This window comes from Streptomyces sp. NPDC002825 (assembly GCF_040295385.1).
Classification (GTDB): domain Bacteria; phylum Actinomycetota; class Actinomycetes; order Streptomycetales; family Streptomycetaceae; genus Streptomyces.
Genome location: NZ_JBEOVH010000003.1, coordinates 186,771 through 210,837 on the forward strand (window position 1 = coordinate 186,771; position 24,067 = coordinate 210,837).

Below are 24,067 nucleotides of genomic sequence, written 5' to 3' on the forward strand. Positions count from 1 at the left end.
AAGCGCCGCAAACATAAAAGAGCGTGATCCATGTCCCAAACCGGTTCGTATCACCACGGCGATCTGCGCGCCGCCTGCCTGCGCGCAGCGCGGGAACTCCTGGAGGAGGACGGCAGCGCGGGGCTCTCGCTGCGCGCGGTCGCCCGGCGGGCGGGCGTGTCGGCCACGGCTCCCTACCGTCACTACGCGGACCGGGACGCGCTCGTCTCCGCGGTCGCCGCGGACGGGTACCGCGAACTGGCCCGGCACCTGGCGGCGGCCCACCCCGCGCCCGCCACGCCCGACGACCTGGCCGCCGTCGCCGTCGTCTACGTGCAGTTCGCCCTGGACCACCCCGCGCTCTTCCGGGCGATGTTCGCGGAGCCCTGCGATCCGACCAGCGAGGAGCGGGTCGCCGCGACCGCCGTCATCAAGGAGTACGTCCGCGGCATCGTCCGCGACGCGTTCCCCGGCGCGGACGAGACGGGCCCCCTCCCCACCACCGTCTGGGCCCTCGTCCACGGCCTGGCGTTCCTGCACCTCGACGGCAAGCTGGACGCCTCCTCCCCCGAGGCGGTCGACGCACAGGTGCGGGCCGCTGTGTCCGCTCTCTTCACCGCCTCACCGGCGCTGCGGACGACCGCGGAATAACCGCTTGCCCGGGGGCCGCGCGCGTGGTTCCAATGACGGCCATGAACACGCCATCATCCCGGCACGAAGCCCGGCACACGGACGGCTCACCCGTCCGCCTGGGTGCGCTCGTCCCGCTCACACGGCCCGGCTGGGTCGAGGCGGGCCGGCATCTGCTCGCAGGGCTCCAGCTGGCTGTGCGCGAGGTCAACGACACGGGCGGGATCGACGGCGTACCGCTGGAGCTCCTGGTCCGGGACACCGCGGCCGACCCCGAGCGGGCCGCGGCGGCCGTGGACGAACTCGCCGGCCTCGGCGTGGCCGCCGTCGTGGGCGAGTACCACAGCGTGGTCGCCCGCACCGCCGCCGCCCGGGCCGACTCCCTCGGCGTGCCGTTCCTGTGTTCCTCGGCGGTGCTCGACGCGCTCACCGAGGAGCCGACGGAGTGGGTCGCACGCCTGGCCCCGGCCCAGTCGCGCTGCTGGCGGATCTTCGCGGACTTCCTCCTCGCCGCGGGCCGGCGCCGGATCGCCGTGGCGACGCAGCCGAGCGTCTACTGGGCGTCCGGCACCCGCGTCCTGCGGGACCACCTCGCCTCCCGGGGCGGCAGCGTCGTCGAACTCGACGCCACCGCGCTGACCCCCGAGGCCCTGTGCGAGGCACTCGTCGACCATGGCGCCACCGCGCTCCTCCTGCTGGTCGGCAGCCCGGAGCCGGCGGTCCCGGTCGTCAGGGCCGTACGGGGCGACCGGCGGCTCACGGAGCTGCTGATCGGCGCTCCGGCCGGGCAGCCGGAGTTCGCGGAATGGGCCGCGGCACTCGGCGGGGACGGCGCCGGGATCCCGTTCCTGCGCTATCTGCCCGAGCACTTCGGGCCGCTGGGCGAGCGCGTCGGGAAGGAGCTCGCCCAGCGGCTGGGCGAAGCGCCCTCCTTCGTCGCCTTCGAGGGCTGGGACACGATCACCGTGCTCGCCGAGGCGCTGCGCTCCCACGGCACGGACCGGTCCGCCGTCGCCGAGTCCTGGCCGCGCGTGACCGTCGAGGGCACCCGTGGGCCGATCCGCTTCTCCCGGGCGCCGGGCATCGGTGTCTGGCAGTGGACATGGGCGCCGATCCAGGTCGTCGACCGGGACCCCGCGGAACCCGATCGCTTCCGGGTCCTCCACGCGGGCTGAGCGAGGACACGAGCCGGGAGGGCCTCAGGCGCCCGCGCGCCGTATGTGGAGGTGGCCGTCGTGGGGGAAGGCGGGCGGTGACGCGGGCAGGACGCTGTCGAACGCGTACCCGCTCTTCTGCGCCACCCTGCACGACGCCGGGTTGTCGACCTGGTGCAGGAGTTCGAGGCGCTGAAGGCCGTCGGCTCCGAAGGTGTCGAAGGCCCACCCGGTGAGGGCCTCCAAGGCGCGGGAGGCCATTCCCCGCCGCCGGGCGCGCGCCGCGGTCCAGTAGCCCACCTCCGCCACCGGCCTGCCGGGGGCGGCCGCCTTGAGGACCACGCTGCCCGCCAACCGGCCGTCGGCCGAACCCGGTCGCACCTCGCGCACGGCGAAGCCCCGCCGGTCCCCCGACACCCAGCCCTGCTGCTGGGTCTGCACCCACTGGGCCGCCTGGGCTTCGCCGTCCACGGCGGAACTCGCCCACAGGGTCAGTCCGGGGTCCCGGCTCACCTCGACCAGTGCGGCGATGTCGTCCATGCGCCAGGGACGGAGAACGAGAGCGGGCGAGGCAGGCGTCGCGGGCACGTGCAGGACGGCGGGAGCAGTCATGAAGTGATCATATGCAGCGGCCTCTTCACCCGAGGCCGGCCCGGTCGGACTCGCTGCGCAGGACGCAGAACTCGTTGCCCTCGGGGTCGGCGAGGACGGCCCAGCCCGAGCCGTCGGGATTCCGGTGGTCGCCGACGAACGTCGCGCCGAGACCGAGCAGCCGCTCCACCTCCTGGTCGCGCGAGGTCTCGGGGCGCAGGCACAGGTGGAGCCGGTTCTTGACCGTCTTCGGCTCGGGCACCTGATTGAAGTACAGCACCGGTCCCTCCGCGAGGAGCACCTGCGTCTCCCGGGCGCCCGGCCTGTCCTCCGGAGCCAGCGGACGGCCCGTCACCGCACTCCAGAACCGTGCCAGCTCATAGGCGTCCGCACAGTCGATCGCCACGTTCTGCAATACCGAAACCATGGGTGCGAGCATTTCTGATCTCGCCACCGTTTACCAGCCGATTCCCTCGCGATCGGAGCGGCGACGGGCGTCCTGCGCGTCGGCGGAGGGCGATCGTCCACACCACGGCCCGCGCGCGAGCACTACGACGTGGCCACTGCGGCTCACGGCCGGACGCATCCCCACTGACGGCCGGCTCGCGAACCTCATCGGCGAACTCACCATGCGCAGCGACCGGTTCGCCGCGCTGTGGGCGAGCGTCGAGGTCGCCGACTGCACCGTCGGCGAGATGCGTCTGCGGCACCCCACCGTCGGCGCCGTCGACGTCGCGTACCGGGTCCGGCTCCAACCCGACAGCCCCGACCACCGACTTGAGATCCACACCCCCGACGACGCGGCGTCCGCCGATGCGCTGCTCGCCCTGTGCCGACGGGTGCACACGGAGGGTGCGATAAGATCACGTATGGCGTAATGGAAGTCAACGCCTGTGCCTCAGCGCGGGTTCCGGGTCGGTCGTGCCTCCGCCGTCGATTCGGCCGCGCGTGCCGGCACTGCCCTCGCCGGGCGCGCCCGCTCTCGGGTTTCCGGAGCGCCTTCTTCCGTCAGTGCGCTCCCGGTCGGCATCGATCCGCACTGACCGTACGAGCCCCGCCGTTCCGTCGTTGACCGGTGTCGGGCTCCTCGCTGGAGACGATGTGAAAATCCTTCCCGAGATCTCTCGTACCCTGAGTGAGTACCTCCTCATCCCCGGCCTGACCACAGAAGACTGCACACCGGACAATGTGGATCTCGGGGCGCCTCTGGTGCGTCACCGGGTCGGCGAGGAGCCGGGAATCCGGATCGCCACCCCCATGGTGAGCGCCATCATGCAGGCGGTGTCGTCACCGACCCTCGCGGTGGCACTCGCGCAGGTCGGCGGGTTGTCGTTCGTCCATCAGAACCAGCAGATCGAGGACCAGGCCGCGGACGTGCGGGCGGTGAAGCGGCACAAGGCCGGCTTCCGGACCAGCGAGGTCACGGTGGCGCCGACGACGCCGCTCGGCGAGGTCGCCCGGCAACTGGCCGACACCGAGCAGGGCGTGGCCGTGGTCACGGCGACCGGTGACGTGGACGGCGAGTTCCTCGGGATCATCAGCCTCGACGACTTCCACCTGGAGCGCCACGGGGCGTCCGAGACGGCCGGCAACCGGATGCGCGGCCGCGACGGCCTGGTCACCGCTCCGGCCACGGTCACCCTGTCCGAGGCGAACGAGCTGATCTGGCAGCACCATCTGGACGTCCTTCCCGTACTGGAGGACGGTCGCATCGCCTCCCTGGTCCTCAAGCGGGACTACCAGGCCCACAAGACGTACCACCGGGCGAGCGTGGACGGCGAGAAGCGGCTGCGCGTGGGCGCCGGCATCAACTCCCGGGACTTCAAGGACCGCATCCCCGCCCTGGTCGAGGCCGGTGCGGACGTGCTGTGCCTGGACTCCTCCGACGGCTACTCCGTGTACCAGGCGAAGACCGTGGAGTTCGCCCGCGAGACGTACGGCGACGACGTCCACGTGGGTGCGGGGAACGTCGTGGACGGGCGGGCCTTCCGGTACCTGGCCGATGCGGGCGCGGCGTTCGTGAAGGTCGGCATCGGCGGCGGCGCCATCTGTACCACCCGGGCGCAGAAGGGCATCGGCCGCGGCCAGGCCTCCGCGCTGCTCGACGTGGTCGAGGCGCGCGACGCCTACGCACAGGAGACCGGCGTGTACGTGCCGCTGTGCTGCGACGGCGGTCTGCTCAACGACTCGCACATGGCGATGGCGCTGGCGATGGGCGCGGACTTCATCATGCTCGGCCGCTACTTCGCCCGCCTCGACGAGAGCCCCTCGCGGAAGCTGCAGATCGGCGGCCAGTGGTACAAGGAGTACTGGGGCGAAGGCTCGCGGCGCGCGCAGAACGCGGCCCGCTACGGCCAGCGCGGCCGGATGGTCTTCGAGGAGGGCGTCGACGGCTATGTGCCCTACGCGGGCAGCCTGTACGACAACGTGGAGCGGACCCGTGCCAAGCTCACGTCGACGATGATCAGCTGCGGTTCGACGAACCTGCGGGACTTCCACCGTGACGCGGTGCTGGTTCCGGTGTCCGCCGAATCCTTCAAGCAGACCGGTGCCGAGGTGCAGTTGCGCCAGCCGACCATCGACTCCGGCGAGTGATCCGACCGGCCGGGGCGCCGACACGCCCCGGCCGGTGTCCCGTCGACCGGGCACGAAATACCGGGCGCCGTCGGCGTCCATCCGTGCAGGATGGACCCGTGAGTCCCTTCTTCGATGCGTCCCCGCCCCGACAGGTCCTTCCCGGCGAGTATCCGCTCTGGGACGAGGCCCTCGCCCTCGTGAACCGCGATCTCTCGGCGACCTTGCCGGACCAGAAGCCTCTGCGACTGCTCGGGATTCCCGGGCACGACGGGGACGAGGCCGAGAACGTCTACGTGACTCTGGCCAACGGCGAATGGCACGGCACCTCCCTGGATCCCGAGTCGGCGGACGATCCCGGACACGCGCTGGCGGCCGTCGCCGACGCCGCGCAGGAGACGGTCACCGAGCTCCTCTGGCAGGCATGGCCCTTGTGCGGGGAGCACGACCTCGGCATGCATCTGCGTGAGGCGGACGGGCAGCCGTCCTGGTGGTGCGCGGGCGGGAGGGTGCCGCGGGAACCCGCGCACGTCCGCGCCGCCGTGGGCGGTCTCGACGCCCTCGTCCGCCCCCACCGGCCGAACCGCAAGCAGCGGCGCCGGACCGGCCGACGGGATGGCTAGGCTGTCGATCATGAAGCCCGTCACGCCGCACGACGCGACCGCTCGGCCCGTCCTCCTCGATGCCGTGGAGCTGGCCTCCGACCCCGATCTGCGGGAACGGTTCGCGGAGTCGGCCCACCGGATCCTGGCGGACCTGGTCCGCGGCGGGGCCGCGCTGGGCTGGGTCGAACCGCCCTCGCCGGACGAGGTGGCGGAGCTCCTGGACCACGTCTTCGCCGCCGTACGGGACGGGGACGCGGCCCTCCGGGTCGCCTGCCTCGACCGTCGAGTGGTCGGCCTCGGGTACTGGCTCCGCTACGCCCGGCCGACCCATCGGCCGCACGCCGACCTCGAGAAGCTCGCGGTGGACAGCGCCGCGCAGGGCCTGGGCGTCGGCCGGGCTCTCACCGCCGCCCTGATCGCCGACGCCCGGGAGGCGGGCATCGAGGTCCTCACCCTGGACGCCCGCGGCGACAACGCCCCGGCGCTGCACCTCTACCGAACCCTGGGCTTCACGGAGTACGGCCGACTGCCCGACTTCGTCGCGGTCGGCGAACGCCGCTACGACAAGGTCTTCTGCATGCTGGACCTCCGCGGACAGGACTGACACACGGTCGCGAGGAGCGCGGGTCCGCCCTACGGCACGAGGCCTGTCTGACGGGCCGGCAGTGACGGCGCCCGGCCGAAGGCGACCGTGCGGCCCCACCCCCTACTCGGGTACGACATCGGCCTGGCACCGGGGTGTGACGTGGCCGGCGGTGACCTCCCCCTAGCCTCCGGGCGTCGGCAGCGGTCGACGGTCACGAGAACGGGGACAGGTCATGTCATTCCTTGCCGCACGGCGCAACCGCACCTCACGCGCTTCGGGCTCCGGTTCGTCTGGGTTCACCGCGCGGTCCGCGCGCCGGGTCGGGTATGCCGCGGCGCTGCTGCCCGCCTCGGTGGTGACCTTGGGGGCGGTCGCGGCCGGGCGTTCGGACAGGGCGCGCGCCTGGTGGGCCCGGGTCGACGAGCAGGATCCGGCCGTGGGGTCGGCGACCCGGCAGCCGGGCGCGGGGCGCCTGTTCGCGCACGCGCTGGTCTGCGTACCGCTGGGGCTGCTCGCCCTCATCCCGGTCGGCATCGAGGTGCTGTTCGTCCTGCGCGGGGTGTTCTACGGCCTCGTCGACCAGGGCCCCTACGACCATTCCTGGGGCGGCCCGACCATGGCGGGGGCATGGATCGTGCACTTCCTGGTCGGCCTGCCGTTCGCGGCCGCCGGCCTGGGCGCCCTCCGGCTCCTCGACCGGCTGCACTCGCGGCTGGCGGGCCGGCTGTGGGGGCGCAGGGTGGGAGCGGGTCCCGTGCTCGCCCTGCTGGCTTGCGCGGTGGCGGGCGTGGTGCTGGTCGACGCCTGGGTCCACCAGTTGTGACCCGGCACCGCGAGCCGGCGGCTCGCGGTCACCGCGTCACGGCCGGGGTGGGGTCAGTCCTTCACGCGGAGCAGCAGCTTGCCCGTGGAGGTGCGGCCGCCCAGGAGCCGGTGGGCTTCGGCCGCTTCGGTCAGGGGGAACTCGGCCGTGACGGGGAGGGACACCGCACCCTCCGAGACCGCGCGCAGGGCCCGCTCGGTCAGGGCGCGGGCGGCTGCGGGTGCCGTCTGCGCGAGCGACAGTACGGAGAAGCCCGCGACGGCCTGGCCCTGGCCGTACAGCTCGGGCTGGCCGACCTGCCAGGGCGCGCCGCCGCCGGCGTTGCCGAAGGAGACGAGGCGTCCGAAGGGGGCCAGGGCGCTCAGGCCGCGGCGCAGGGTGTCCCCGCCCACCGGGTCGAGGACGAGGTCGACTCCGCTGCCGCCGGTGGCCCGCCGGACGTCCTCGGCGAAGGTGTCGGGGCGGAAGACCTCGTCGTAGCCGTACTTGAGGGCGTACGCGGCCTTCTCCTCGGTGGAGGCCACGCCGTAGACGGCGCCGGCGCCCGCCGCCCGGGCCAGCTGGCCGACGGCCGTACCGATGCCGCCCGCGGCGCCGTGCACCAGGACGCTCTCCCCGGCGCGGAGCCGTCCCACCTCGTGGATCAGGGCGTGCGCGGTGGGGAGGACCGTGGGGAGCGTCGCCGCGGTCCTGAGGTCGAGGCCCTCGGGGAGCGGGAAGACGGAGTCGGCCCGGGCGAGGACCACCTCGGCGTATCCGCCCCCGCCGACGAGGGCGGCGGCCTCCTGGCCGACCTCAAGTCCGTCCACTCCCTCGCCGACGGCCAGGACGTGTCCGGAGACCTCCAGGCCGGGGCGGTAGGGCAGCCGGTCGACGCGGTATCCCTCCGCGCGTGCCTTGACGTCGGCGAAGTTCACCCCCGCCCAGGCGACGGCGATGGCCACCTGGCCAGGTCCCGGCCGCGGCGTCGTGGCCTCGACGACTCGCAGCACCTCGGGAGCGCCGTACTCCTGGAACTCGATCGCACGCATGGACGAACCACCCTTCGGACAGAGCTCGGTCGGGGAGCTCATACGGAGTGTTCAACGAGAAGCGAACACTCGCACTGTATGATGGTCATCGAACATCGGGCAAGCGCGTAGGGCGCGACGGAGGGGTGAGCAGGATGCCGGAGCAGGACGGAAGCGCGGGCCACCGCGCGGCGCCCGTACACACCCACCCCGATGACGTCGCGCTCCTCACCGCACTGTCCGCCCTCGCGGACCCGGTACGCCTCCAGCTGATCCGCGAACTGGCCTCCCAGCCCGACTGGACGCTCAGCTGCAGCAACTTCGACGTCCCCGTGGGCCGGGCCGCGAAGAGCCACCACTTCACGGTCCTGCGCGGAGCCGGCCTCGTCGAGCAGCGCGATCAGGGCCCGAAGCGGCTCAACCGCCTCCGCCGCGAGGAGTTCGAGGCCCGGTTCCCCGGCCTGCTCGAACTCACGCTGCGCGCCGACGACGTGGACTGAACTCCCGTCACGCGGCGACCCGTCGCGCGTACACCTCGATCTCGATCTTCATACGAGGGTCCGCGAGGTCGCACATGAGCACGGCGGCGGCCGGGCCTCGTGTCAGCCGACGCGGTCGGACGCCGTGACCCGGTGGGCCTCCAGGCCTGGCGTGGCGAGGAGGTCGGCGATCAGTTCCTCGGATCCGCAGACGTACGTGCTCACCAGGTCGACGTCGCCGCCCACGCACCAGGCGCCGTCCTGCGGCCACCACAGGTCGGGGAGTTCGGCGAACGGGTCCAGGAGTTCCGGGGACACGGCGTCGGTGAGCTTTCCGGACAGCAGGATCTCGTCCCGTTCCGGGGTCGGGAAGGTGGGGACTCCCTGCCAGTCCCAGCGGCCGTACCCCTCCCACAGCCCGTACCAGCACTGGTCCGGCGTGCCCGTGTGGCGCGCGAGGACGGGGATCATCGCGCGCGCGACCTGACCGGGCGTGGGGCCTTCGGCCGGGTGCTCGTCCCAGACGCCGGGCAGGCCGTACTCCTCGGCGTTCTGGTAGAAGCGCTCGGCGCCGATCACCTCGTACCAGTCCGTCAGGGCCTCGACCCGCCGTCCGTAGGCGGCGGCGACGGTGTCCCAGCGGACCGGGGACTCGTCGAGGGCGGCGGGGTGCAGCACGCGCGCGTACGCCGGGAAGCCCGGCGCGGCGACACCGGCGACGGTGCCGAAATCGCCGTACCCGGGCCCGCGTTCGGTGAGCCGGCGAGCCGGACCGAGGTCGCCGGTCACGACGCGCAGGCGTCCGTACAGTGCGGGAGCGGGTCCACTGCCCGATCGGATCCATCCGTCCATGCGCACAGTCTGTCTTGTCTCGTAGAGCGGCCCGAGTCCGGCACGGTGTCGGCCGGCACGGCCGTTGACCCGTTCGCGGGCCTCGCCTTGCCGGGTGCGGGCGCGGTGCGGGGTTACGGTCGGCGGCATGGTTGGTGATCGTCAGGGGTGGCTCCGGTGTCTGCTCGCCGGAGCCGTGTTCGTCGTGGGGATGACCGGCACCACGCTGCCGACTCCGCTCTACCCGCTGTACCAGGAGAAGTTCGGCTTCTCCGAGCTGACGGTGACCGTCGTGTACGCGGTGTACGCCTTCGGGGTCATCGGCGTGCTGCTGCTCGCGGGCAACGCCTCGGACACGGTCGGCAGACGGCCGACGCTGCTGTGGGGTCTCGGGTTCGCGGGGGCGAGCGCCGTCTGCTTCCTGAGCGCCGACGGGCTGGCGTGGCTGTACGCGGGCCGGCTGCTGTCGGGCCTGTCGGCCGGCCTGTTCACCGGGGCGGCCACCGCGTACGTCATGGACCTCGCACCGCCCGGCGGCCAGTCCCGGGCGACGCTCGTGGCGACGGCCGCCAACATGGGCGGCCTCGGCTGCGGGCCCCTGCTCGCAGGACTGCTCGCGGAGTACGCCCCCGAGCCGCTGCTGCTCCCCTTCGCCGTGCACCTCGCCATGGTGGCCGTATCGGTCGTCGTCCTGCTCCGGCTGCCGGAGACGGTGCGGGACCCGCGGCCGCTGAGCGCGGTACGGCCGCAGCGGCCGGCCCTGCCCGCGCAGGTCCGCCCGGTGTTCGTGCCGGCGGCCATCGCGTCCTTCGCGGGGTTCGCCCTCTTCGGGGTGTTCACCTCGGTCAGCCCCGCCTTCCTGGCCCGCTTCCTGCACGTGGACAACCACGCCGTGAGCGGGCTGGTCGTCGCGCTGGCCTTCTTCTCGTCCACGGTCGGTCAGCTCGCCGTCGGCCGCCTCGGTGTGCCCCGGTCCTTGCCGCTGGGCTGCGTCGTGCTCTTCGCCGGCCTGGCGTTCCTGGCCGGTGCGCTCTCGGCGGAGCTGCTCGTGCTCGTGGTCCTCGCCGCTGTCGTCGGCGGAGTGGGCCAGGGGCTCTCCTTCCGCGCGGCCCTGTCGGCCGTCGCGGCGGCCGCGCCGGTGGAGCAGCGTGCGGCGGTGATCTCGACCCTGTTCGTCGTCGCGTACACGGGGATCTCGATCCCGGTCATCGGGGTCGGCCTGCTGGCCGGACCGCTCGGTCTGGAGCAGGCGGGCCTGGTGTTCACCGGCTGCATGCTGCTCCTCGTCACCTCGGCGGCGGTGTACCTGCAGCGTCGGCCGGTGCGGATGGAAGTGGCGTGACGGACGCGCGACCCGGGGTCCTACGGCGTGCCGGGAAGCCGGACCGTGACGAGGAGGCCGCCGACGGGGCGAGGGGCGAGGTCGAGGGTCCCGTCGTGGGCGCGGACGATGCTGTGCACGATGGCGAGGCCCAGGCCGACGCCGGCGTGCTCCTCGGTGCGTACGCGTTCCGTTCCGCGCTGGAAGGGTTCGGTGAGGGTCGGAACCAGTTCCGGCGGCAGCTCAGGCCCCGTGTTCTCCACGCGTACGACGCTCGTGCCGTCCTGCGTCCCGGTGTGGACCGTCACCGTGCCGCCGTCCGGGAGATTGTGGACGATGGCGTTCTGGACGAGGTTCGTGAGCATGCGCAGCAGGAGTTCGGCGGAGCCGCTGGTCCGGGCTGCCTCGCCCGTGACATCGAGGGTGATCCGCCGGCGTTCGGCGAGGGGGAGCAGTGTTTCGGCGGCCTCTTCGGCGACGAGGGAGAGGTCGACGCTCTCGCGGGTGAAGTTCCCGCGGTCGCTGCGGCTGAGCAGCAGGAGCGCCTCGGTGAGGTCGATCGCCCGGGTGTTGACGGCCTGCAGGCGTTCGATGAGTTCGTCCCGGTCCCGTGTGGGGTCCTTGCGGGCGACGTCGAGGAGGGCGCGCTGGACGGCGAGGGGGGTGCGCAGTTCGTGGGAGGCGTTCGCGGCGAAGCGCTGCTGCTCGGCGACGTGGGACTCGAGCTGTTCGAGCATCGAGTCGAAGGCGTCGGACAGTTCGCGGAACTCGTCCTGGCGGCCCTTCATGCGGATCCGGTGGGCCAGTGATCCGCTCCCGGCGGTGCGTGCCGCGGCGGTGATCCTGGTGAGCGGTGCGAGCATGCGGCCGGCCAGGATCCATCCGCCGACGAGGCCGAACACGAGCAGGAAGGCCATCGCCACGGCCGCGGCGGGGGCGAAGGTGTGTACGAGGAGGTAGCGGTTGGGCGACACCCCGAGGAGACCCTGCGAGTTGTCGGGTACGTAACGCAGCAGGAATCCCCACACCACGGCCAGCATGAGGGCGCCCGCGACGGCGAGGAATCCGGCGTAGCTGAGGGCGAGCTTCAGGCGGGCGCTGAGCCCTCGGCGCCTAGCCATGCGCACGGGCGTCGATCCTGTATCCGACGCCGGGCACGGTGGCGATGATCCAGGGTTCGCCGAGCCGTTTGCGCAGGGCGGAGACGGTGATGCGTACGGCGTTGGTGAGGGGGTCGGCGTTCTCGTCCCAGGCGCGTTCGAGGAGCTCCTCGGCGCTGACGACACCGCCCTCGGCGGCGACGAGGACTTCGAGGACGGCGAACTGCTTACGGGTGAGCGGGACGTAGCGTCCGTCGCGGAAGACCTCCCTGCGGAAGGGGTCGAGCCGCAGCCCCGCGATCTCGCGGACGGGGGGCCGGGAGTGCGCGCGTCGGCGGTCGAGGGCCCGCAGCCGCAGGACGAGCTCGCGCAGGTCGAACGGCTTGGTGAGGTAGTCGTCGGCGCCGAGCTCGAAGCCGGAGGCCTTGTCGTCGATCCGGTCGGCGGCGGTGAGCATGAGGATCGGGATGCCGCTGCCGGAGGCGACGATGCGGCGGGCGACCTCGTCGCCGGAGGGTCCGGGGATGTCGCGGTCCAGGACCGCGAGGTCGTAGCTGTTGATGCCGAGGAGTTCCAGTGCGGTGTCGCCGTCGCCGGCGATGTCGGCGGCGATCGCTTCCAGGCGGAGCCCGTCACGGACTGCTTCGGCCAGGTAGGGCTCGTCCTCCACGATCAGTACGCGCATGGCTCAAGCCTAAGCAGCCTGGAGTGCCGGGCGATGCGGGTCCGAGGGCGCTTCCCCGGTGTTGCGCCACCAGCGGCGCGACGCGAGGGCCGCCAGGACGGCGCCGGTGGTGTTGACCAGGACGTCGTCGACGGAGGACACCCGGTCGAGCCGCAGGACGTACTGTGCCGCCTCGACCAGGATCGAGCAGCCGGCCCCGAGCGCGAGGACCCGCGGTACGGAGGCGAGCGCCCTCCACCGCATCGGGGCGAAGAAACCGAGCGACGCGAGGACCAGCAGGTTGCCGGCGATCCCGAGCGGCCCCATCGTGACCAGGTCCCGCAGCGGCACCAGGCTCACCCGGCCGGGAACGACACCGGCGCCGGCGCCCGGCATCATGGTCAGCCACAGGAACGGCACGGTGCCGTGGACCATGCCCACCTCGGCCAGCGAGGTCCGCCACGCCGACGTGACGCCGGCGGCCCGCCGCCAGGAGGCCAGCCCCCACACCACCAGAACGGCAAGGGGCACCGTGACGAGCGTCATGAGCACCACACCGTTGAACGTGTCGAAGCAGCCGTGCCACTCCCCGGCCACGCACCGCGGGCCGGCCATCAGGAGCGGCCTCCGCAGGACGAACAAGCCGCCCGCGAGGCCGAGGACCGCCAGACCGAGGGAGACGATCCTGCGCGTACGGCGGGCCGGTGCGGGCGGCGGGGAGGCGTGATGGTTCATGGACCCATTGGAGCCGGTGGCCCGTTGCCCGGACGTATGCGATTTTCGATACGTTCGCGATACACGGCGGCATCACCCGGTCCCGGCCGACGCTCACATGGGCAGCGAGAGCAGCCTGACCTCTCCGGGTGGCCAGGTCACGTCGGCGTGGAGGGGGAGCCACATCGTGCGGAGCGGCATGATCGCGGGGCCCTCCGGCTGTTCGACGTGGACGGGCTGCTCGACGAGGTGCCGGCCGAGTCGCCCGTAGAGCGCGACGAGGGCCGGCCGGCAGAAGAGCAGACCGTACCGCGGTCCCAGCGTCCGTGCGTGGTCGAGGGCCGCCGAGACGACCGCGCGCGCCAGTCCGTGGCCCCGCAGGTCGGGGGCGACGGCCACACCGCCGACGCCCACGGCCTCGGTGTCGGCGCCGTCGATCGACAGGGGGAGCGGGAGCAGGCCGGCGTGCGCGACGAGGCGGCCCTGCCGCCTGATGCCGAAGTGCTCCTTCTTGGGCAGCCAGGTCAGTCCGGCGTCCGCGACGCCGAAGGGATCGGCACCGTCGCCGAGTATCTCGGCCTGGTCGGCCTTCGTGTACTCCGCGAGCCGCACCACGGCCGGCGACGCGGAGGAGGAAGGGTGATCCGTCATCCCGCCATGATCCCTTCGTTCCGGCGCCTGGCAAGGGCCGGACACGGACGTCGGCCACCGGACGGGCCCGGCCCGGAGGCCGTACTCGCAGGTCGCGCCTATCGTGGGGGCAGTCTCACGGCCGGACCCGCGGCGGACGGGCAGGTGAAGAGGTGAACGGACCCGGGATCGATTACGAGGCGGTGTTCCAGGCCCTGCCGGGTGCCGTCGTGCTGCTCACCCCCGGGCTCGTCTACGCGGATGCCAACGAGGCGTTCCTGTCGATGACCGGGCGGACGCGCGAGCAGGTCGTCGGCCGGTACCTCTTCGACGTCTTCCCCGACAACCCGGACGACCCGTCCGCGACCGGCATGCGCAATCTGCGCGCCTCCCTGGAGCGGGTCCTCGCCACCGGGGAACCCGACAGCATGGCGCTGCAGCGCTACGACGTCGAGTCCCCCGACCGGCCCGGGCACTGGCAGGAGCGGTACTGGAGCCCGGTCAATGCCCCCGTCCTCGCGCCGGACGGCTCCGTGGCCTTCGTTCTGCACCGCGTGGAGGAGGTCACCGAACTGATGCAGGCCCGCGGCGGGGACAGTACCGGCGAGCGCGCCCGGGTCCTGGAGTCCGAGCTCTACACACGGGCGCGGGAGCTGCAGGCGGTCAACGAGCGCCTACGCCGGGCGCACGCCCGGGAGCGCGAGGTGGCCCTCCACCTCCAGGAGGCGATGCTGCCCCCGCCGCGCCCCCTCGGGCACCACCACGCCGCCGTCCGCTACCGGCCCGCCACCGGGGCGCTCAACGTCTGCGGCGACTGGTACGACCTGGTGGAGCTGCCCGGCTGCACCGCGGTCGCCGTCGGCGACGTCGTCGGGCACGGTCTGCGCGCCGCCGGAGTGATGGGACTCCTCCGCAGCGCCCTGTCGGCGGCGTCGCGCGTCGCCGACGGTCCTGCCCGCGCCCTCGAAGTCCTCGACCTGTACTCGCGTGACGTCCCCGGCGCCGAGTCCACGACCGCCGTGTCCGTGGTGATCGACTGGACGAACACCGTCCTCACGTACAGCAGCGCCGGCCATCCCCCGCCCGTCCTCTGCCACTCCGACGGCACCGTCGAGTTCCTCGACCGGGCCACCGACCCCCCGCTCGGCGCCCTCCCCGAACACGCGCCCCGGCCGCAGGCCCGGACGGCGTTCACCGACGGTGCGCTCCTCGCGCTCTACACCGACGGTCTCGTCGAGCGCCGCCGCGAGGACATCGACACCGGTCTGGACAGGCTCGCCGACGTGCTCGCCCGGCACCGGGCCGCCGCCCCGGAGGCCCTCGCCGACATCCTGCTCACCGAGCTCACCCCTCCTTCCGGCGTCACCGACGACACGGCCCTGGTCCTGCTCCGGCTGTGAGGAGGAACCGCATGGCGCCGCAGCGCGTCTGTCCTCACATTCGCATGATCATGAACTGTGCCGGAGGAGTCGAGCATGACGGAGACAGCCGCCCGCTACCTGTACCTGGCGCGGCACGGTGAAGCGTCCGAGGACGAGAGCGCCTTGACGGACCGGGGTCGCCGTCAGGCCGTCCTGCTCGGCGAGCGGCTCAGGAAGGCGCCCCTCGCGGCGGTCCATCACGGCCCCTTGGCCCGTGCGGAGCAGACGGCCCAGCTGGTCCGCGACCAGCTCGACGGTGTTCCGCTGCGGATGTCCCCGCCGGCCGGCGACTACATCCCCTACGTTCCCCGGCGCGAGGAACTGCCCGCGCAGTCGGCCGACGCGATGCTCGGGTTCCTGGCCCGGTTCCCGGCGCGGGAGCGTGAAGAGGGGCCGGGGCTGGCCGCGGAGGCCGTGGCCCGGTTCACCGGCCCCGTCGACGGCGACCAGCCGCGCCACGAGCTCGTCGTCACGCACAACTTCCTCGTCGCCTGGCTCGTACGGGAGGCCCTCGATGCTCCGAAGGCCCGGTGGATGGGCATCAACCACGCCAACGCGGCGCTGACCGTCATCCGCTACGCGCCCGACCGGGCCCCGGCCGTCCTCTTCTTCAACGACACGGGCCATCTCCCCGACGAGCTGCGGTGGACCGGCTTCCCTCCCGAGCTGCACATCTGACGGAGCCCGGGCTGTCCGGGAGCCGGTGATCGGAGGCACGCGGTCCGCATCGCGGACCTCAGGTGCCCTTGCTCCCGGCCCCCGCAATCACCATGATCATCAGAACGAGACGTACATCCGGAAAGGCAGGGAGCCCCTCATGCGAGTCAAGGCCTTCGACCACCTCGTACTCAACGTGACCGACGTCGACAAGTCCCTCGAGTTCTACACCGGCGCCCTGGGCCTGGCGCCCGAGCGCGTCGAGGAGTGGCGGGCCGGCAAGGTGTCGTTCCCGTCCGTCCGCATAAACGAGAGCACCGTCATCGACCTGTTCTCCCGGCCGCGCGGCGAGTCCAACGTCGACCACATCTGCCTGGTCGTGGACCCCCTGGACTGGCAGGAGGTCATCGACTCCGGCGTGTTCGAGGTCCTGGAGGGCCCGGTCCCGCGCTGGGGCGCACGCGGATCGGCCCAGTCGGTCTACGTGAAGGACCCCGACGGCAACACGGTCGAACTGCGCTGGTACCCGCAGGACGTCGAGAACTGAGCGGGACAGGCCGCTCCCGCGCCCGCTAACGTACCGGCGAGTAGGGAGTGGGGGCGGTCTCCCCCACCGGGCGAGGGGAGCGGGGCATGGCCGTGGACCGGCAGCGGAGCCTGGAGGAGAGCACGGTCGTCGACGCGCCGCCGGAGGTCGTCTACCGGCTGGTGTCGGACCTGCGGAACATGGGGCGTTGGAGCCCGGAGTGCCGCTCCGTGTGGATCCTGCGGCCTCCGGCGCGGACCGGGACCCGGTTCGTCGGCTTCAACCGGCGCGGTCCGTTCCTCTGGCCGACCCAGGGGCGTGTGACCCGGATGCGCCAGGACAGCGAGTTCGTCTTCGACATCAGCGTCTTGGGGCTGCCGATCGCCCGCTGGGGCTACCGCTTCGAACCGGAGGGTTCGGGGACCCGGCTCACCGAGTTCTGGCAGGACCTGCGGACCGACGGGGTCCGGGCCAGGGCCGCCGACCTGCTCGGCACGGTCTTCGCCGGAACGAACCCCGCCCGCCGCGTCGCGCTCAACCGGGCCGGAATGCGCACCACGCTGGAACGCATCGCGCGGACCGCGACCGCCGGAGTCTGAAGCCGTCGGTCCCCGGGAGGGCCGACACGAGCTGCGGACCGCGACCGCCGGAGTCTGACGTCCTCGGTGCCCGGAGGGCCCGTCACGCGCCCAGGCGGGCCGTACGCAGCTCCACGGGCGTCCGGTACAGCACGCACCGGCGCAGCGGCCCCTCGGGGACGCTGGGGTCCTCGAAGTCGTCCGCCGGGTCCCGGGTCATGCCGAGCCGGCGCATGACCGCCTGGGAGCGAAGGTTGTGCACGGTCGTCGTCGCGATGACTTCCGGCAGCCCGAGGTCCCCGAAGGCGAAGGCCAGGCAGGCCCGGGCGGCCTCGGTGGCGTACCCGTGACCCCATGCCGTACGGGTCAGGCGCCAGCCGACGTCGACGCCGGTGAACGGCATGTCCTCGCCCACCACGTCCAGGCCCGCGCGGCCGACGAACTCACCGGTCGCCCGCGATTCGAGCGCCCACCAGCCGAAGCCCCGCTGGTCGAACTGGGCCTGCATGAGGGCCGCCACGGCGTCGCTCTGCTCCCGTGTCAGGAGGTCCCCGAGGTGTTCGCGGACTTCGGGGTCGGCGTTCATGGCCGCCCAGGGCTCCAGGTCGGATTCCCGCCAGCGGCGGAGCAGCAGTCGATCGGTTCGCAGCTCTGGCATGCCGTCCAGCCAACCCGAGCGGGACGGGGGTGTCGACCGGTTATGCGGCCGCCCACCCGGACGACCCCGTGACCGGGAGGTCGAACCGTACCGCCACGCGCGTGCGTGGCTGACGGACGCCGCACGCCTCCTGCGTCTCACGCCGAGGCGCGGGCCACGCGGGTCACGGTCCGTCCTGGCACATCGGGTCGTCGATCGCGCTCACGGTGTACGGGGGCCGGCCGGGCGGCTCGTCGAGCTGGCTGTTCACCACGTAGAGGCGGCAGCCGTGCCGGGCCAGGGTGGTCGGCAGGTCGAAGGGTCCCTCGGTGAGACGGTGGGTCACCGTGCCCGTCCGCAGCCCCTCGTCGAGCCGGGCGATGTAGACGCCGTGCGGGGCACCGTAGTTGAGGACGGCGTACAGCGTCCGGCCGTGCAGCACCATGCCGTCCGGGCCGAAGGACTGGTCGCCGAGGTCGAGCCGGCTGACGTCCTTGTCGGCGGTGCCGATCCGCCAGACGGCCTCGGTGCCGTTGGACGCCACCAGGAGGGTGGAACCGGACGCGTCGGCCACGATGCCGTTCAACAGCCAGTACCGGGCGGGGAACTGCGGGAACGCGGCACGGATGTCGAGCCAGGGTTCGAGGGGGCCGAGCGTGGAGCCCCTGATCTCCGCCCGGTGGACGACGGGGTTGGCCCAGTCCGTCACGTACACCGCGTCCTCCGTCACGACCAGGTCGTTGAGGCGGGGCGCGCCCAGCGGTCCACCGCGTGCCGTACGGGTCTCGAGGAGGCGTCCGTGGCGGTCGTGGACGGTCAGGCTCGCGCCGCCCACGGACAGGACGCGGCCGCGCCGGTCGGTGTGCACGCCGAGGGTGCTGGGCCGGTTCTCCAGGCCGCGCGCGGGGAACGGCTCGAGTTCCGGGTCTCCGACGCGTCCCCGGTACAGGGTCCCTCTGCCGTCGGAAGAGACGTACAGGGTGCCGTCGGGGGTGACCGCGATCCCTTCGGGCAGCACTCCCGGCTCCCGGGAGACCACATAGGTGTCGGGCAGGTCCCGGGCGCTCGCGGGACCGGGAGCGCCGGCGAGGGCGGTCAGCAGAAGTGCGGCGGCGAGGCAGGCTGTTCGGGCGGGGACGGGACGCATGGGCGCGACCTCCGGCGAGTCGTGGGGCGGACAACCGGAGCCTCCTGCGTCCCCGCCCGGAACGCACTGCCTTTCACCCCTGGGTGAAAGGGTCCCCCGGGCCGATAATCGGTCGGCATGATCCGCCTTCATTTCACGGCCGCCGACCTCGGCCGGATCACCTTCGCCCCGGCGGCCGACGCGCTCTCGGAGACCGCTCTGAGCCTGCGGCTGAGTCTGCGCCTGGGCCGGGCGCGCGAGAGCCGCGGCAGCGCGCGGACCCACCGGCCGCGGCCCGCCGCCCGGCAGTGGCACCACTCCCTGCGGGGAGGCGCGGGCGCCCGGGCCGGCGTCCTCGCCGAACTGGTCGCCGAGGACGGCTTCGTGCCGGACTTCCTGCTGCAGCCTTCGGCGCACGACTTCGGCGACGCCCTGGAGGCCGCCGCGTCGACGCCCGTGGAGCATCTCGCACGGGATCTCGGGGTCCCGGCGGTCTCCGGCCGGCCCGGCGGTCTGGCCCGGCCCGGACGGTGGGCCCACGAGCTCGCCCAGGGGTCGTCGGCCGCGTCCCGCGCCCTGCGCGACGACACCCGCCGCTACTTCGAGAGCTCCGTCGAACCGCTCTGGCCGCGCATCCGCCGCGACACCCTCACGGACCGCGCGCTGCGGGCCGAGATGCTGCTGCGCGGGGGTGTGGACGCCCTGCTGACCACGCTCGGGACGACCTGGCGGTGGCAGGCGCCGACCCTGCATCTGCCCTCCGCGTCGGCGTACGACATCCCGCTGTGCGGACGCGGGCTGCTGCTGGTGCCCTCGTGGTTCGCGACCGGCCCGATGGTGATGTACCGCCCGGAGGCGGCGACCGTCCTGGTCTACCCGATGTACGACGCCGAGGCCGGGGTTCCCGCCGGGGCGGCGGGCCCGGCCGAGGACCGCCCGGAGGCCCTCGCGGCGCTCCTCGGCCGGACGCGGGCCCAGGTGCTGGCGCTTCTGCGCTCGCCCGCCACCACGACGGCGCTCGCCGAACGCGCCTCGGTGTCCCTGGCGGCGGCCAGCGGGCACGCAAGCGTCCTGCGGGGAGCGGGACTTGTCGAGACGGTGCGCACCGGTACGGCGGTGCTGCACAGCCTCACTCCGCTCGGCCGCTCGCTGCTGGCCGGGATCTGAGCGCCCCGGACGGTCGGTTCACCAGTCGATGTGCGCGGCGATCCAGGCGGCCGGCCCGTCCTCGTCCTCGGCGTGCGGGAGTTCGGGGCCGGCGTCGAGGGGGGTGCAGGAGGGTTGCAGGTGGGTGAGGTAGCCGTACGGTCCCTTGTCGGCCGCCGGTCCCAGCACCAGGGCGTGCGTGGCGGTCCCGCCAGATCCGGTGCGTCAGGGCCGGGCCGGTGACGAGGCTCTCGGCGGACAGGACCGTTCGCTCGGGCGGCGTGCCGACGTGGTCGGTCACCACCCGCGCGGCCCGCGCGAGGACGCCTTCGCACGCGTCGACGGTGCTCGGCCTGCTGCCGCTCCAGCCGCTCGTGTCCCGCAGCACGGCGAGGTGCTGCTCGCGTCGACGGCGTCCTCGTCGTCGTCCGGGACGGGCGGCGCGGCCGGAAGGGACACGAGCTCGGCGACGGCCTCGGGCGTCAACGGCCGGTGGGCGAGGGCATGAACGGGAACGGACATGTGGATCACAGGAGAACGGCTCCGCGATCACGCCGCTCGCCGGGGGCCGGCCGGGCGGTGAACTACCGCCGCGCCGCGCCGGAACGACCCTTCCACCGGGCGGTGAGGACCTGGCCGAGGGCCAGCACGCTGAGGCCGAACATCAGGACTCCCAGGGGGAGATGGAGGGCCGGCTTGTGCGCGATCCCCAGCACCACCTGTATCGAGGAGAGGACGAGGAAGCCGGTGGAGTAGAGGATGGGGCGGGGCGAACCGCCGCCCGGCTTCCAGGCCAGGACCGCCGCGATGACGTACAGCATGGTCGCGCCGTACGTCACGCGTGCCCCGATGCTGTGGAGCAGCTCTCCGGTGGACGAGGTCAGCAGAAGACCGGCGGTTGTCGCCTGGAAGAAGAGGGTGAGGGTCTGCAGGGCGATCGAGACCCGCAGGAAGGTGTGGCTGCCGCTGCCCTCTGCTGCCGTGGTCTCCGCGGTGGTCTGCGCAGTCGTGGCCATGACGTGATCCTTTTCTTCTGCCTCGCGGCGGTTGCCTCGTGGCGGTGGCTCGGTAGTGTCTCGACTGTCCGACGACGCAGGCCCGGGAAATGTGAGGCGGGTGCCGGAAGTTGTCTTCCGGGGACGTCCTCGCGTCGTACGGACACGGGACCGAGAGCGTCACCGGACGAGACGGACGAACCAGGGAGCACGCGCGATCATGAGCACCTCCATCGAGCCGGGGCTCGACCGGTCCGAGCCGGACCTGAGCGTGGTCGTCGGCGAGCGGCGTCACCTGCTCAACGTCGGCTACCGGCTGCTCGGTTCGCTTGCGGAGGCCGAGGACGCCGTACAGGAGACGTACGCCCGCTGGTACGCGCTGTCGCCGCGGCAGCGCGGGGCGGTCGACTCTCCCGGGGCCTGGCTGACGACGGTGGCGGGCCGGGTCTGTCTGGACATGCTCGGCTCGGCGCGGGTCCGGCGCGAGCGCTACGTCGGGACGTGGCTGCCGGAACCGCTGCCCGACCGTGCGGAGTGGTCCAGTGTGCGTGCGGACGGCGACCGGTCCGAGCCGGTCGACCCCGCCGACCGGATCACCCTGGACGAGTCGGTGAACATGGCGTTCCTCGTCGTACTGGAGTCGATGACGCCCGCCGAACGCGTGGCGTTCATCCTCCACGACGTCTTCCGGTACCCCTTCGCCGAGGTCGCCGAGATCGTCGGCCGGTCCCCCGCGGCCTGCCGGCAGCTGGCCTCCTCGGCCCGTCGGCGCGTCCGCGCCGCGCAGCCCCCGGCCGCGCCGGTGGCCGGACGGGCCGCTCTGGTACGGAACTTCAAGGAGGCGTGGGAGGCCAGGAACATCAAGGCCCTCGTCGATCTGCTCGACCCCGACGCCACGATGACCGCCGACGGCGGAGGCCTGGTGGGCACCGTGCTGCGTCCCGTCGAGGGCAGCAGGCTCATCGCCCAGTACCTCATCCACATCGCCGACAAGGCTCCCGGGCTCACCCTCCTGGAACGGACCGTCAACGGTCAGCCCGGCCTGGTCGCCCAGAATGCCGGCGTCACCGCGACCGTGGCGGCGTTCGAGCTGGCCGACGGCCGTGTCACCCGTATCTGGGCGGTCCGCAACCCGGAGAAGCTCCGCCCCTGGACGGAGGAGGGAGCGAGCTGACCGGTCAGGCGGAAGGCGAGAGCTGCTCGCGCACCCACGCGGGATCGGGGTTGGTGAACGGCCGGCCCGCCACGACGACCGTCGGCACGGTCTCGTCGCCGTCGTTCGCCGCCCTCACGGCCGCCGCTCCGTCCGCGTCGCGCCAGATGTTCACCCAGTACAACCGGCGGGCACGGCGGCCCAGGCTCATGCGCAGCCGCATGCAGTACGGGCATCCCGGCCGCCAGTAGACGATCGGCCGGCCGTCCTCCTCGCTGCGGCGCCGGGCTTCCACCGCGCCGATCGACCTGGGGTAGATCAGCGGCGAGTTGACTGCCGCGAGCAGCAGGAACGCCAGGAGGATCACGGTGCCTTCGCCGGGGCTGCCCCGGGTGATCAGCCCGGTCGCGACGAGTGAGCCGGTGAGGACGATCAGTATCGGCAGGATCCAGACGCGTGTCATGACCACGCAGCCTACCGAGGCCCCGGGGGTCGGGGCGTGCTGACGAGCCGGCCGAGCCGTGCGGCGAGCCAGGGCCTGCGGCCGCCGGCGCGCTCCGGCCGAGGGCGATCGCCTGCCAGACCGGCATACGCCGGAAGGAGAACGTGGCGCACGACGGGGCGCTTCCACGGGCTCGCCTCTTGGTCCGGCGCGCCCGGCGGACCTCACGGAGCCAAGCGATCGGTCGATTCGGAATATGATCATCCGGATAGCCTGGGGCTCGGGAGAGCGGTCGGCGGCAGGCAAGGAGTGGACGGTGCGGATGGACATGCGGTCGCCGATCGACACGGAGGCGACCGACCCGGACGCCGGATGGCTCGCGACCGTGATGCACGTGGCGTTCTTCGTCCTGCTGTGCTCGTCACTTTCCCGGTACCTGATGGTCCACCCCGACGCTCCCGGGACGCCCTGGGTGATCATCCTCGCCATCGTGCTGGCGCTTCTGTACGTCCTCGGTCCGGTCCTCGGCCCCGGCCAGGACGACGGGCCCGGCGACCCGGCCGGGACGGCGGAGCGCGGCGACCGGTCCGAGGGGCGGGGTCGCCGAACCCCCACTCCGGCGCACGGGTTCTGGCTGGCGGCCGTCATCGGGACCTGGCTCGCCCTCGTGGCCCTGGCGCCGAGCTTCGGCTGGTGCGCGGTGCCGCTCTTCTACACGGGCCTGCGTTCCCTGCGTACCCGCTCGGCGATCACCCTGGTCGCCCTCCTCACCGCCATCGTCGTGGGCGCCCAGGTGAAGCTGCGGCTGCGCTTCGGCTTCGACCCGAACCTGATGTTCGCTCCGCCTGCCGTCGCCGCCGTCGCCACCGCCGTCTTCATCTACTCCCAGCGCCAGGCGGACCGGCTGCGGTCCGTCATCATCGACCTCGTCCGCACCCGCCGGGAACTGGCCGCGACCGAACGGCGCGAGGGCGCCCTCGCCGAGCGCCAGCGGCTCTCCATGGAGATCCACGACACCCTCGCGCAGGGCCTGTCGAGCCAGCAGATGCTGCTCCAGGCCGCCGACCGGCTCTGGGAGACCGACCCGGCGGCCGCCCGCCGCCACATCCGTACGGCCGAATCCATCGCCGAGCACAACCTGGCCGAGGCCCGCCGCGTCGTCCACGACCTCGCGCCCGCCGACCTCGCCGGCGGCGGCAGCCTCGACGAGGCGCTGCGCACGCTGGCCGAGCGGGAGTCCTCCGACACGCTCCAGATCCGTTTCCACCAGGACGGCACGCCCACCGCCGCCCTCCCCGACCGCGTACAGGCGGCGTTGCTACGGATCGCCCAGGGCGCCCTGTCCAACATCCGCGAGCACGCCGACGCCGGCACGGCGGCCCTGACCCTGAGCCACCTGGACGATCAGGTCGTCCTGGACATCGCCGACGACGGCCGGGGCTTCGACCCCGTCGAGCAGCCCGGAGGGATGCGCGGCCACGGCCTGCCGGCCATGCGCGCGCGTGTCCGGCAGCTCGGCGGCGCCCTGACCATCGAATCGGCACCGGGCGAGGGGACGGTCCTGACGGCCGTCATCCCGCTGTCGCCACCGTCCTGAGAGCGGGCGCGATCTGCCGCCTCGTCACCTTCCTCACGAGGACTACCCCCGTTCCGGTGAATTGGCCGAACTGTGCGTAGACCAGATAGGTGCCTGAG

General features: G+C 72.9%; 28 protein-coding genes and 2 pseudogenes. 16 read left to right on the top strand and 14 right to left on the bottom strand.

Features of this window, described 5'->3' with window-relative positions:
• Nucleotides 1–30: 30 nt before the first annotated feature.
• A complete protein-coding gene (locus ABT041_RS05495; protein ID WP_351179384.1) occupies nt 31–630 on the top strand; it encodes a TetR/AcrR family transcriptional regulator in 600 nt (199 codons plus the stop codon).
• A gap of 41 nt (nt 631–671) precedes the next feature.
• On the top strand, nt 672–1,784 hold the full coding sequence (locus tag ABT041_RS05500) for an ABC transporter substrate-binding protein (protein WP_351179387.1): 1,113 nt from the start codon (nt 672–674) through the stop codon (nt 1,782–1,784).
• A gap of 24 nt (nt 1,785–1,808) precedes the next feature.
• Here the strand turns inward: ABT041_RS05500 and ABT041_RS05505 are convergent, their stop codons facing one another.
• Together ABT041_RS05505 and ABT041_RS05510 are read right to left on the bottom strand one after the other, a co-directional pair.
• Entirely contained in the window at nt 1,809–2,375 is a 567-nt protein-coding gene (locus tag ABT041_RS05505; RefSeq protein ID WP_351179390.1) for a GNAT family N-acetyltransferase, read from the bottom strand.
• Between the two features lie 25 nt (nt 2,376–2,400).
• Nucleotides 2,401–2,781 carry a VOC family protein gene (locus ABT041_RS05510; RefSeq protein ID WP_351179393.1) on the bottom strand — a complete coding sequence of 127 codons (381 nt, stop codon included), beginning with the start codon at nt 2,779–2,781 and terminating at the stop codon, nt 2,401–2,403.
• 136 nt (nt 2,782–2,917) lie between these two features.
• Here ABT041_RS05510 and ABT041_RS05515 point away from each other — a divergent pair.
• The 5 genes and pseudogenes from ABT041_RS05515 to ABT041_RS05535 all read left to right on the top strand — a co-directional run.
• Nucleotides 2,918–3,232: pseudogene (locus ABT041_RS05515) on the top strand (MmyB family transcriptional regulator); the annotation flags it as partial.
• A gap of 223 nt (nt 3,233–3,455) precedes the next feature.
• On the top strand, nt 3,456–4,949 hold the full coding sequence (locus tag ABT041_RS05520) for an IMP dehydrogenase (RefSeq protein WP_351179396.1): 1,494 nt from the start codon (nt 3,456–3,458) through the stop codon (nt 4,947–4,949).
• Nucleotides 4,950–5,047: 98 nt separating this feature from the next.
• Complete coding sequence (locus ABT041_RS05525; protein ID WP_351179399.1) at nt 5,048–5,551, top strand: hypothetical protein; 504 nt, start codon at nt 5,048–5,050, stop codon at nt 5,549–5,551.
• A gap of 10 nt (nt 5,552–5,561) precedes the next feature.
• Complete coding sequence (locus ABT041_RS05530; protein WP_351179402.1) at nt 5,562–6,137, top strand: GNAT family N-acetyltransferase; 576 nt, start codon at nt 5,562–5,564, stop codon at nt 6,135–6,137.
• 214 nt (nt 6,138–6,351) lie between these two features.
• Nucleotides 6,352–6,942, top strand: coding sequence for a hypothetical protein (locus ABT041_RS05535; RefSeq protein WP_351179405.1), 591 nt, complete (start codon nt 6,352–6,354; stop codon nt 6,940–6,942).
• Nucleotides 6,943–6,995: 53 nt separating this feature from the next.
• Here ABT041_RS05535 and ABT041_RS05540 read toward each other — a convergent pair whose 3' ends face one another.
• Nucleotides 6,996–7,973, bottom strand: coding sequence for a quinone oxidoreductase family protein (locus ABT041_RS05540; protein ID WP_351179408.1), 978 nt, complete (start codon nt 7,971–7,973; stop codon nt 6,996–6,998).
• Nucleotides 7,974–8,107: 134 nt separating this feature from the next.
• Here ABT041_RS05540 and ABT041_RS05545 point away from each other — a divergent pair, with 134 nt between their 5' ends.
• Nucleotides 8,108–8,452 (top strand): ArsR/SmtB family transcription factor, encoded by a 345-nt coding sequence (locus tag ABT041_RS05545; protein WP_351179411.1) that lies wholly within the window; start codon nt 8,108–8,110, stop codon nt 8,450–8,452.
• A gap of 7 nt (nt 8,453–8,459) precedes the next feature.
• Here ABT041_RS05545 and ABT041_RS05550 read toward each other — a convergent pair.
• Together ABT041_RS05550 and ABT041_RS05555 are read right to left on the bottom strand one after the other, a co-directional pair.
• Nucleotides 8,460–8,546 (bottom strand): annotated as a pseudogene (locus ABT041_RS05550) (RidA family protein); the annotation flags it as partial.
• An 8-nt stretch (nt 8,547–8,554) separates the two neighbouring features.
• On the bottom strand, nt 8,555–9,283 hold the full coding sequence (locus tag ABT041_RS05555; RefSeq protein ID WP_351179414.1) for a hypothetical protein: 729 nt from the start codon (nt 9,281–9,283) through the stop codon (nt 8,555–8,557).
• Nucleotides 9,284–9,410: 127 nt separating this feature from the next.
• Here ABT041_RS05555 and ABT041_RS05560 point away from each other — a divergent pair, with 127 nt between their 5' ends.
• Nucleotides 9,411–10,604 (top strand): MFS transporter, encoded by a 1,194-nt coding sequence (locus tag ABT041_RS05560; RefSeq protein ID WP_351179417.1) that lies wholly within the window; start codon nt 9,411–9,413, stop codon nt 10,602–10,604.
• 20 nt (nt 10,605–10,624) lie between these two features.
• Here ABT041_RS05560 and ABT041_RS05565 read toward each other — a convergent pair whose 3' ends face one another.
• The 4 genes from ABT041_RS05565 to ABT041_RS05580 form a co-directional block, all read right to left on the bottom strand.
• On the bottom strand, nt 10,625–11,704 hold the full coding sequence (locus tag ABT041_RS05565; RefSeq protein WP_351179420.1) for a sensor histidine kinase: 1,080 nt from the start codon (nt 11,702–11,704) through the stop codon (nt 10,625–10,627).
• Complete coding sequence (locus ABT041_RS05570) at nt 11,697–12,368, bottom strand: response regulator transcription factor (RefSeq protein ID WP_351179423.1); 672 nt, start codon at nt 12,366–12,368, stop codon at nt 11,697–11,699. The genes ABT041_RS05565 and ABT041_RS05570 overlap by 8 nt, the downstream gene beginning before the upstream one ends.
• Before the next feature lie 9 nt (nt 12,369–12,377).
• Entirely contained in the window at nt 12,378–13,082 is a 705-nt protein-coding gene (locus ABT041_RS05575) for a VanZ family protein (protein WP_351179426.1), read from the bottom strand.
• A 93-nt stretch (nt 13,083–13,175) separates the two neighbouring features.
• Nucleotides 13,176–13,712 (bottom strand): GNAT family N-acetyltransferase, encoded by a 537-nt coding sequence (locus tag ABT041_RS05580; RefSeq protein ID WP_351179429.1) that lies wholly within the window; start codon nt 13,710–13,712, stop codon nt 13,176–13,178.
• Nucleotides 13,713–13,864: 152 nt separating this feature from the next.
• On the opposite strand from ABT041_RS05580, the gene ABT041_RS05585 reads away from it, so the two are divergent.
• The 4 genes from ABT041_RS05585 (at nt 13,865) to ABT041_RS05600 (ending at nt 16,894) form a co-directional block, all read left to right on the top strand.
• Nucleotides 13,865–15,091: a PP2C family protein-serine/threonine phosphatase gene (locus tag ABT041_RS05585; protein WP_351179432.1), complete on the top strand. Its 1,227-nt coding sequence runs from the start codon at nt 13,865–13,867 to the stop codon at nt 15,089–15,091.
• A gap of 75 nt (nt 15,092–15,166) precedes the next feature.
• Nucleotides 15,167–15,790 (top strand): histidine phosphatase family protein, encoded by a 624-nt coding sequence (locus tag ABT041_RS05590; protein WP_351179435.1) that lies wholly within the window; start codon nt 15,167–15,169, stop codon nt 15,788–15,790.
• A 139-nt stretch (nt 15,791–15,929) separates the two neighbouring features.
• Nucleotides 15,930–16,316 (top strand): VOC family protein, encoded by a 387-nt coding sequence (locus ABT041_RS05595; protein ID WP_351179438.1) that lies wholly within the window; start codon nt 15,930–15,932, stop codon nt 16,314–16,316.
• Between the two features lie 86 nt (nt 16,317–16,402).
• Entirely contained in the window at nt 16,403–16,894 is a 492-nt protein-coding gene (locus ABT041_RS05600) for an SRPBCC family protein (protein ID WP_351179441.1), read from the top strand.
• 82 nt (nt 16,895–16,976) lie between these two features.
• On the opposite strand, the gene ABT041_RS05605 is transcribed toward ABT041_RS05600, so the two are convergent.
• Nucleotides 16,977–17,531 (bottom strand): GNAT family N-acetyltransferase, encoded by a 555-nt coding sequence (locus ABT041_RS05605; RefSeq protein WP_351179444.1) that lies wholly within the window; start codon nt 17,529–17,531, stop codon nt 16,977–16,979.
• A gap of 163 nt (nt 17,532–17,694) precedes the next feature.
• Complete coding sequence (locus ABT041_RS05610; protein ID WP_351179447.1) at nt 17,695–18,657, bottom strand: SMP-30/gluconolactonase/LRE family protein; 963 nt, start codon at nt 18,655–18,657, stop codon at nt 17,695–17,697.
• 117 nt (nt 18,658–18,774) lie between these two features.
• Here ABT041_RS05610 and ABT041_RS05615 point away from each other — a divergent pair, with 117 nt between their 5' ends.
• Complete coding sequence (locus ABT041_RS05615; RefSeq protein ID WP_351179450.1) at nt 18,775–19,803, top strand: ArsR/SmtB family transcription factor; 1,029 nt, start codon at nt 18,775–18,777, stop codon at nt 19,801–19,803.
• An 18-nt stretch (nt 19,804–19,821) separates the two neighbouring features.
• Here the strand turns inward: ABT041_RS05615 and ABT041_RS05620 are convergent, their stop codons facing one another.
• Entirely contained in the window at nt 19,822–19,971 is a 150-nt protein-coding gene (locus ABT041_RS05620) for a hypothetical protein (protein WP_351179453.1), read from the bottom strand.
• Between the two features lie 395 nt (nt 19,972–20,366).
• Nucleotides 20,367–20,798, bottom strand: coding sequence for a hypothetical protein (locus ABT041_RS05625; RefSeq protein WP_351179456.1), 432 nt, complete (start codon nt 20,796–20,798; stop codon nt 20,367–20,369).
• Nucleotides 20,799–20,997: 199 nt separating this feature from the next.
• On the opposite strand from ABT041_RS05625, the gene sigJ reads away from it, so the two are divergent.
• Nucleotides 20,998–21,951 (top strand): RNA polymerase sigma factor SigJ, encoded by a 954-nt coding sequence (gene sigJ, locus ABT041_RS05630; RefSeq protein ID WP_351179459.1) that lies wholly within the window; start codon nt 20,998–21,000, stop codon nt 21,949–21,951.
• A gap of 4 nt (nt 21,952–21,955) precedes the next feature.
• On the opposite strand, the gene ABT041_RS05635 is transcribed toward sigJ, so the two are convergent.
• Entirely contained in the window at nt 21,956–22,393 is a 438-nt protein-coding gene (locus tag ABT041_RS05635) for a glutaredoxin domain-containing protein (protein WP_351179462.1), read from the bottom strand.
• Between the two features lie 307 nt (nt 22,394–22,700).
• On the opposite strand from ABT041_RS05635, the gene ABT041_RS05640 reads away from it, so the two are divergent.
• The gene (locus ABT041_RS05640; protein ID WP_351180010.1) at nt 22,701–23,969 is read left to right on the top strand and encodes a sensor histidine kinase; all 1,269 of its coding nucleotides are present in this window, start codon (nt 22,701–22,703) and stop codon (nt 23,967–23,969) included.
• Nucleotides 23,970–24,067 lie beyond the last annotated feature (98 nt).

Coding starts and splice junctions, on each gene's coding strand:
- ABT041_RS05540 (WP_351179408.1), bottom strand. CDS start 7,973: ATGCGTGCGATCGAGTTCCAGGAGTACGGCGCTCCCGAGGTGCTGCGA.
- ABT041_RS05640 (WP_351180010.1), top strand. CDS start 22,701: ATGCGGTCGCCGATCGACACGGAGGCGACCGACCCGGACGCCGGATGG.
- ABT041_RS05570 (WP_351179423.1), bottom strand. CDS start 12,368: ATGCGCGTACTGATCGTGGAGGACGAGCCCTACCTGGCCGAAGCAGTC.
- ABT041_RS05580 (WP_351179429.1), bottom strand. CDS start 13,712: ATGACGGATCACCCTTCCTCCTCCGCGTCGCCGGCCGTGGTGCGGCTC.
- ABT041_RS05495 (WP_351179384.1), top strand. CDS start 31: ATGTCCCAAACCGGTTCGTATCACCACGGCGATCTGCGCGCCGCCTGC.
- ABT041_RS05615 (WP_351179450.1), top strand. CDS start 18,775: ATGATCCGCCTTCATTTCACGGCCGCCGACCTCGGCCGGATCACCTTC.
- sigJ (WP_351179459.1), top strand. CDS start 20,998: ATGAGCACCTCCATCGAGCCGGGGCTCGACCGGTCCGAGCCGGACCTG.
- ABT041_RS05535 (WP_351179405.1), top strand. CDS start 6,352: ATGTCATTCCTTGCCGCACGGCGCAACCGCACCTCACGCGCTTCGGGC.
- ABT041_RS05505 (WP_351179390.1), bottom strand. CDS start 2,375: ATGACTGCTCCCGCCGTCCTGCACGTGCCCGCGACGCCTGCCTCGCCC.
- ABT041_RS05545 (WP_351179411.1), top strand. CDS start 8,108: ATGCCGGAGCAGGACGGAAGCGCGGGCCACCGCGCGGCGCCCGTACAC.
- ABT041_RS05560 (WP_351179417.1), top strand. CDS start 9,411: ATGGTTGGTGATCGTCAGGGGTGGCTCCGGTGTCTGCTCGCCGGAGCC.
- ABT041_RS05565 (WP_351179420.1), bottom strand. CDS start 11,704: ATGGCTAGGCGCCGAGGGCTCAGCGCCCGCCTGAAGCTCGCCCTCAGC.
- ABT041_RS05500 (WP_351179387.1), top strand. CDS start 672: ATGAACACGCCATCATCCCGGCACGAAGCCCGGCACACGGACGGCTCA.
- ABT041_RS05635 (WP_351179462.1), bottom strand. CDS start 22,393: ATGACACGCGTCTGGATCCTGCCGATACTGATCGTCCTCACCGGCTCA.
- ABT041_RS05510 (WP_351179393.1), bottom strand. CDS start 2,781: ATGGTTTCGGTATTGCAGAACGTGGCGATCGACTGTGCGGACGCCTAT.
- ABT041_RS05530 (WP_351179402.1), top strand. CDS start 5,562: ATGAAGCCCGTCACGCCGCACGACGCGACCGCTCGGCCCGTCCTCCTC.
- ABT041_RS05590 (WP_351179435.1), top strand. CDS start 15,167: ATGACGGAGACAGCCGCCCGCTACCTGTACCTGGCGCGGCACGGTGAA.
- ABT041_RS05605 (WP_351179444.1), bottom strand. CDS start 17,531: ATGCCAGAGCTGCGAACCGATCGACTGCTGCTCCGCCGCTGGCGGGAA.
- ABT041_RS05575 (WP_351179426.1), bottom strand. CDS start 13,082: ATGAACCATCACGCCTCCCCGCCGCCCGCACCGGCCCGCCGTACGCGC.
- ABT041_RS05600 (WP_351179441.1), top strand. CDS start 16,403: ATGGCCGTGGACCGGCAGCGGAGCCTGGAGGAGAGCACGGTCGTCGAC.
- ABT041_RS05595 (WP_351179438.1), top strand. CDS start 15,930: ATGCGAGTCAAGGCCTTCGACCACCTCGTACTCAACGTGACCGACGTC.
- ABT041_RS05555 (WP_351179414.1), bottom strand. CDS start 9,283: ATGGACGGATGGATCCGATCGGGCAGTGGACCCGCTCCCGCACTGTAC.
- ABT041_RS05625 (WP_351179456.1), bottom strand. CDS start 20,798: ATGGCCACGACTGCGCAGACCACCGCGGAGACCACGGCAGCAGAGGGC.
- ABT041_RS05610 (WP_351179447.1), bottom strand. CDS start 18,657: ATGCGTCCCGTCCCCGCCCGAACAGCCTGCCTCGCCGCCGCACTTCTG.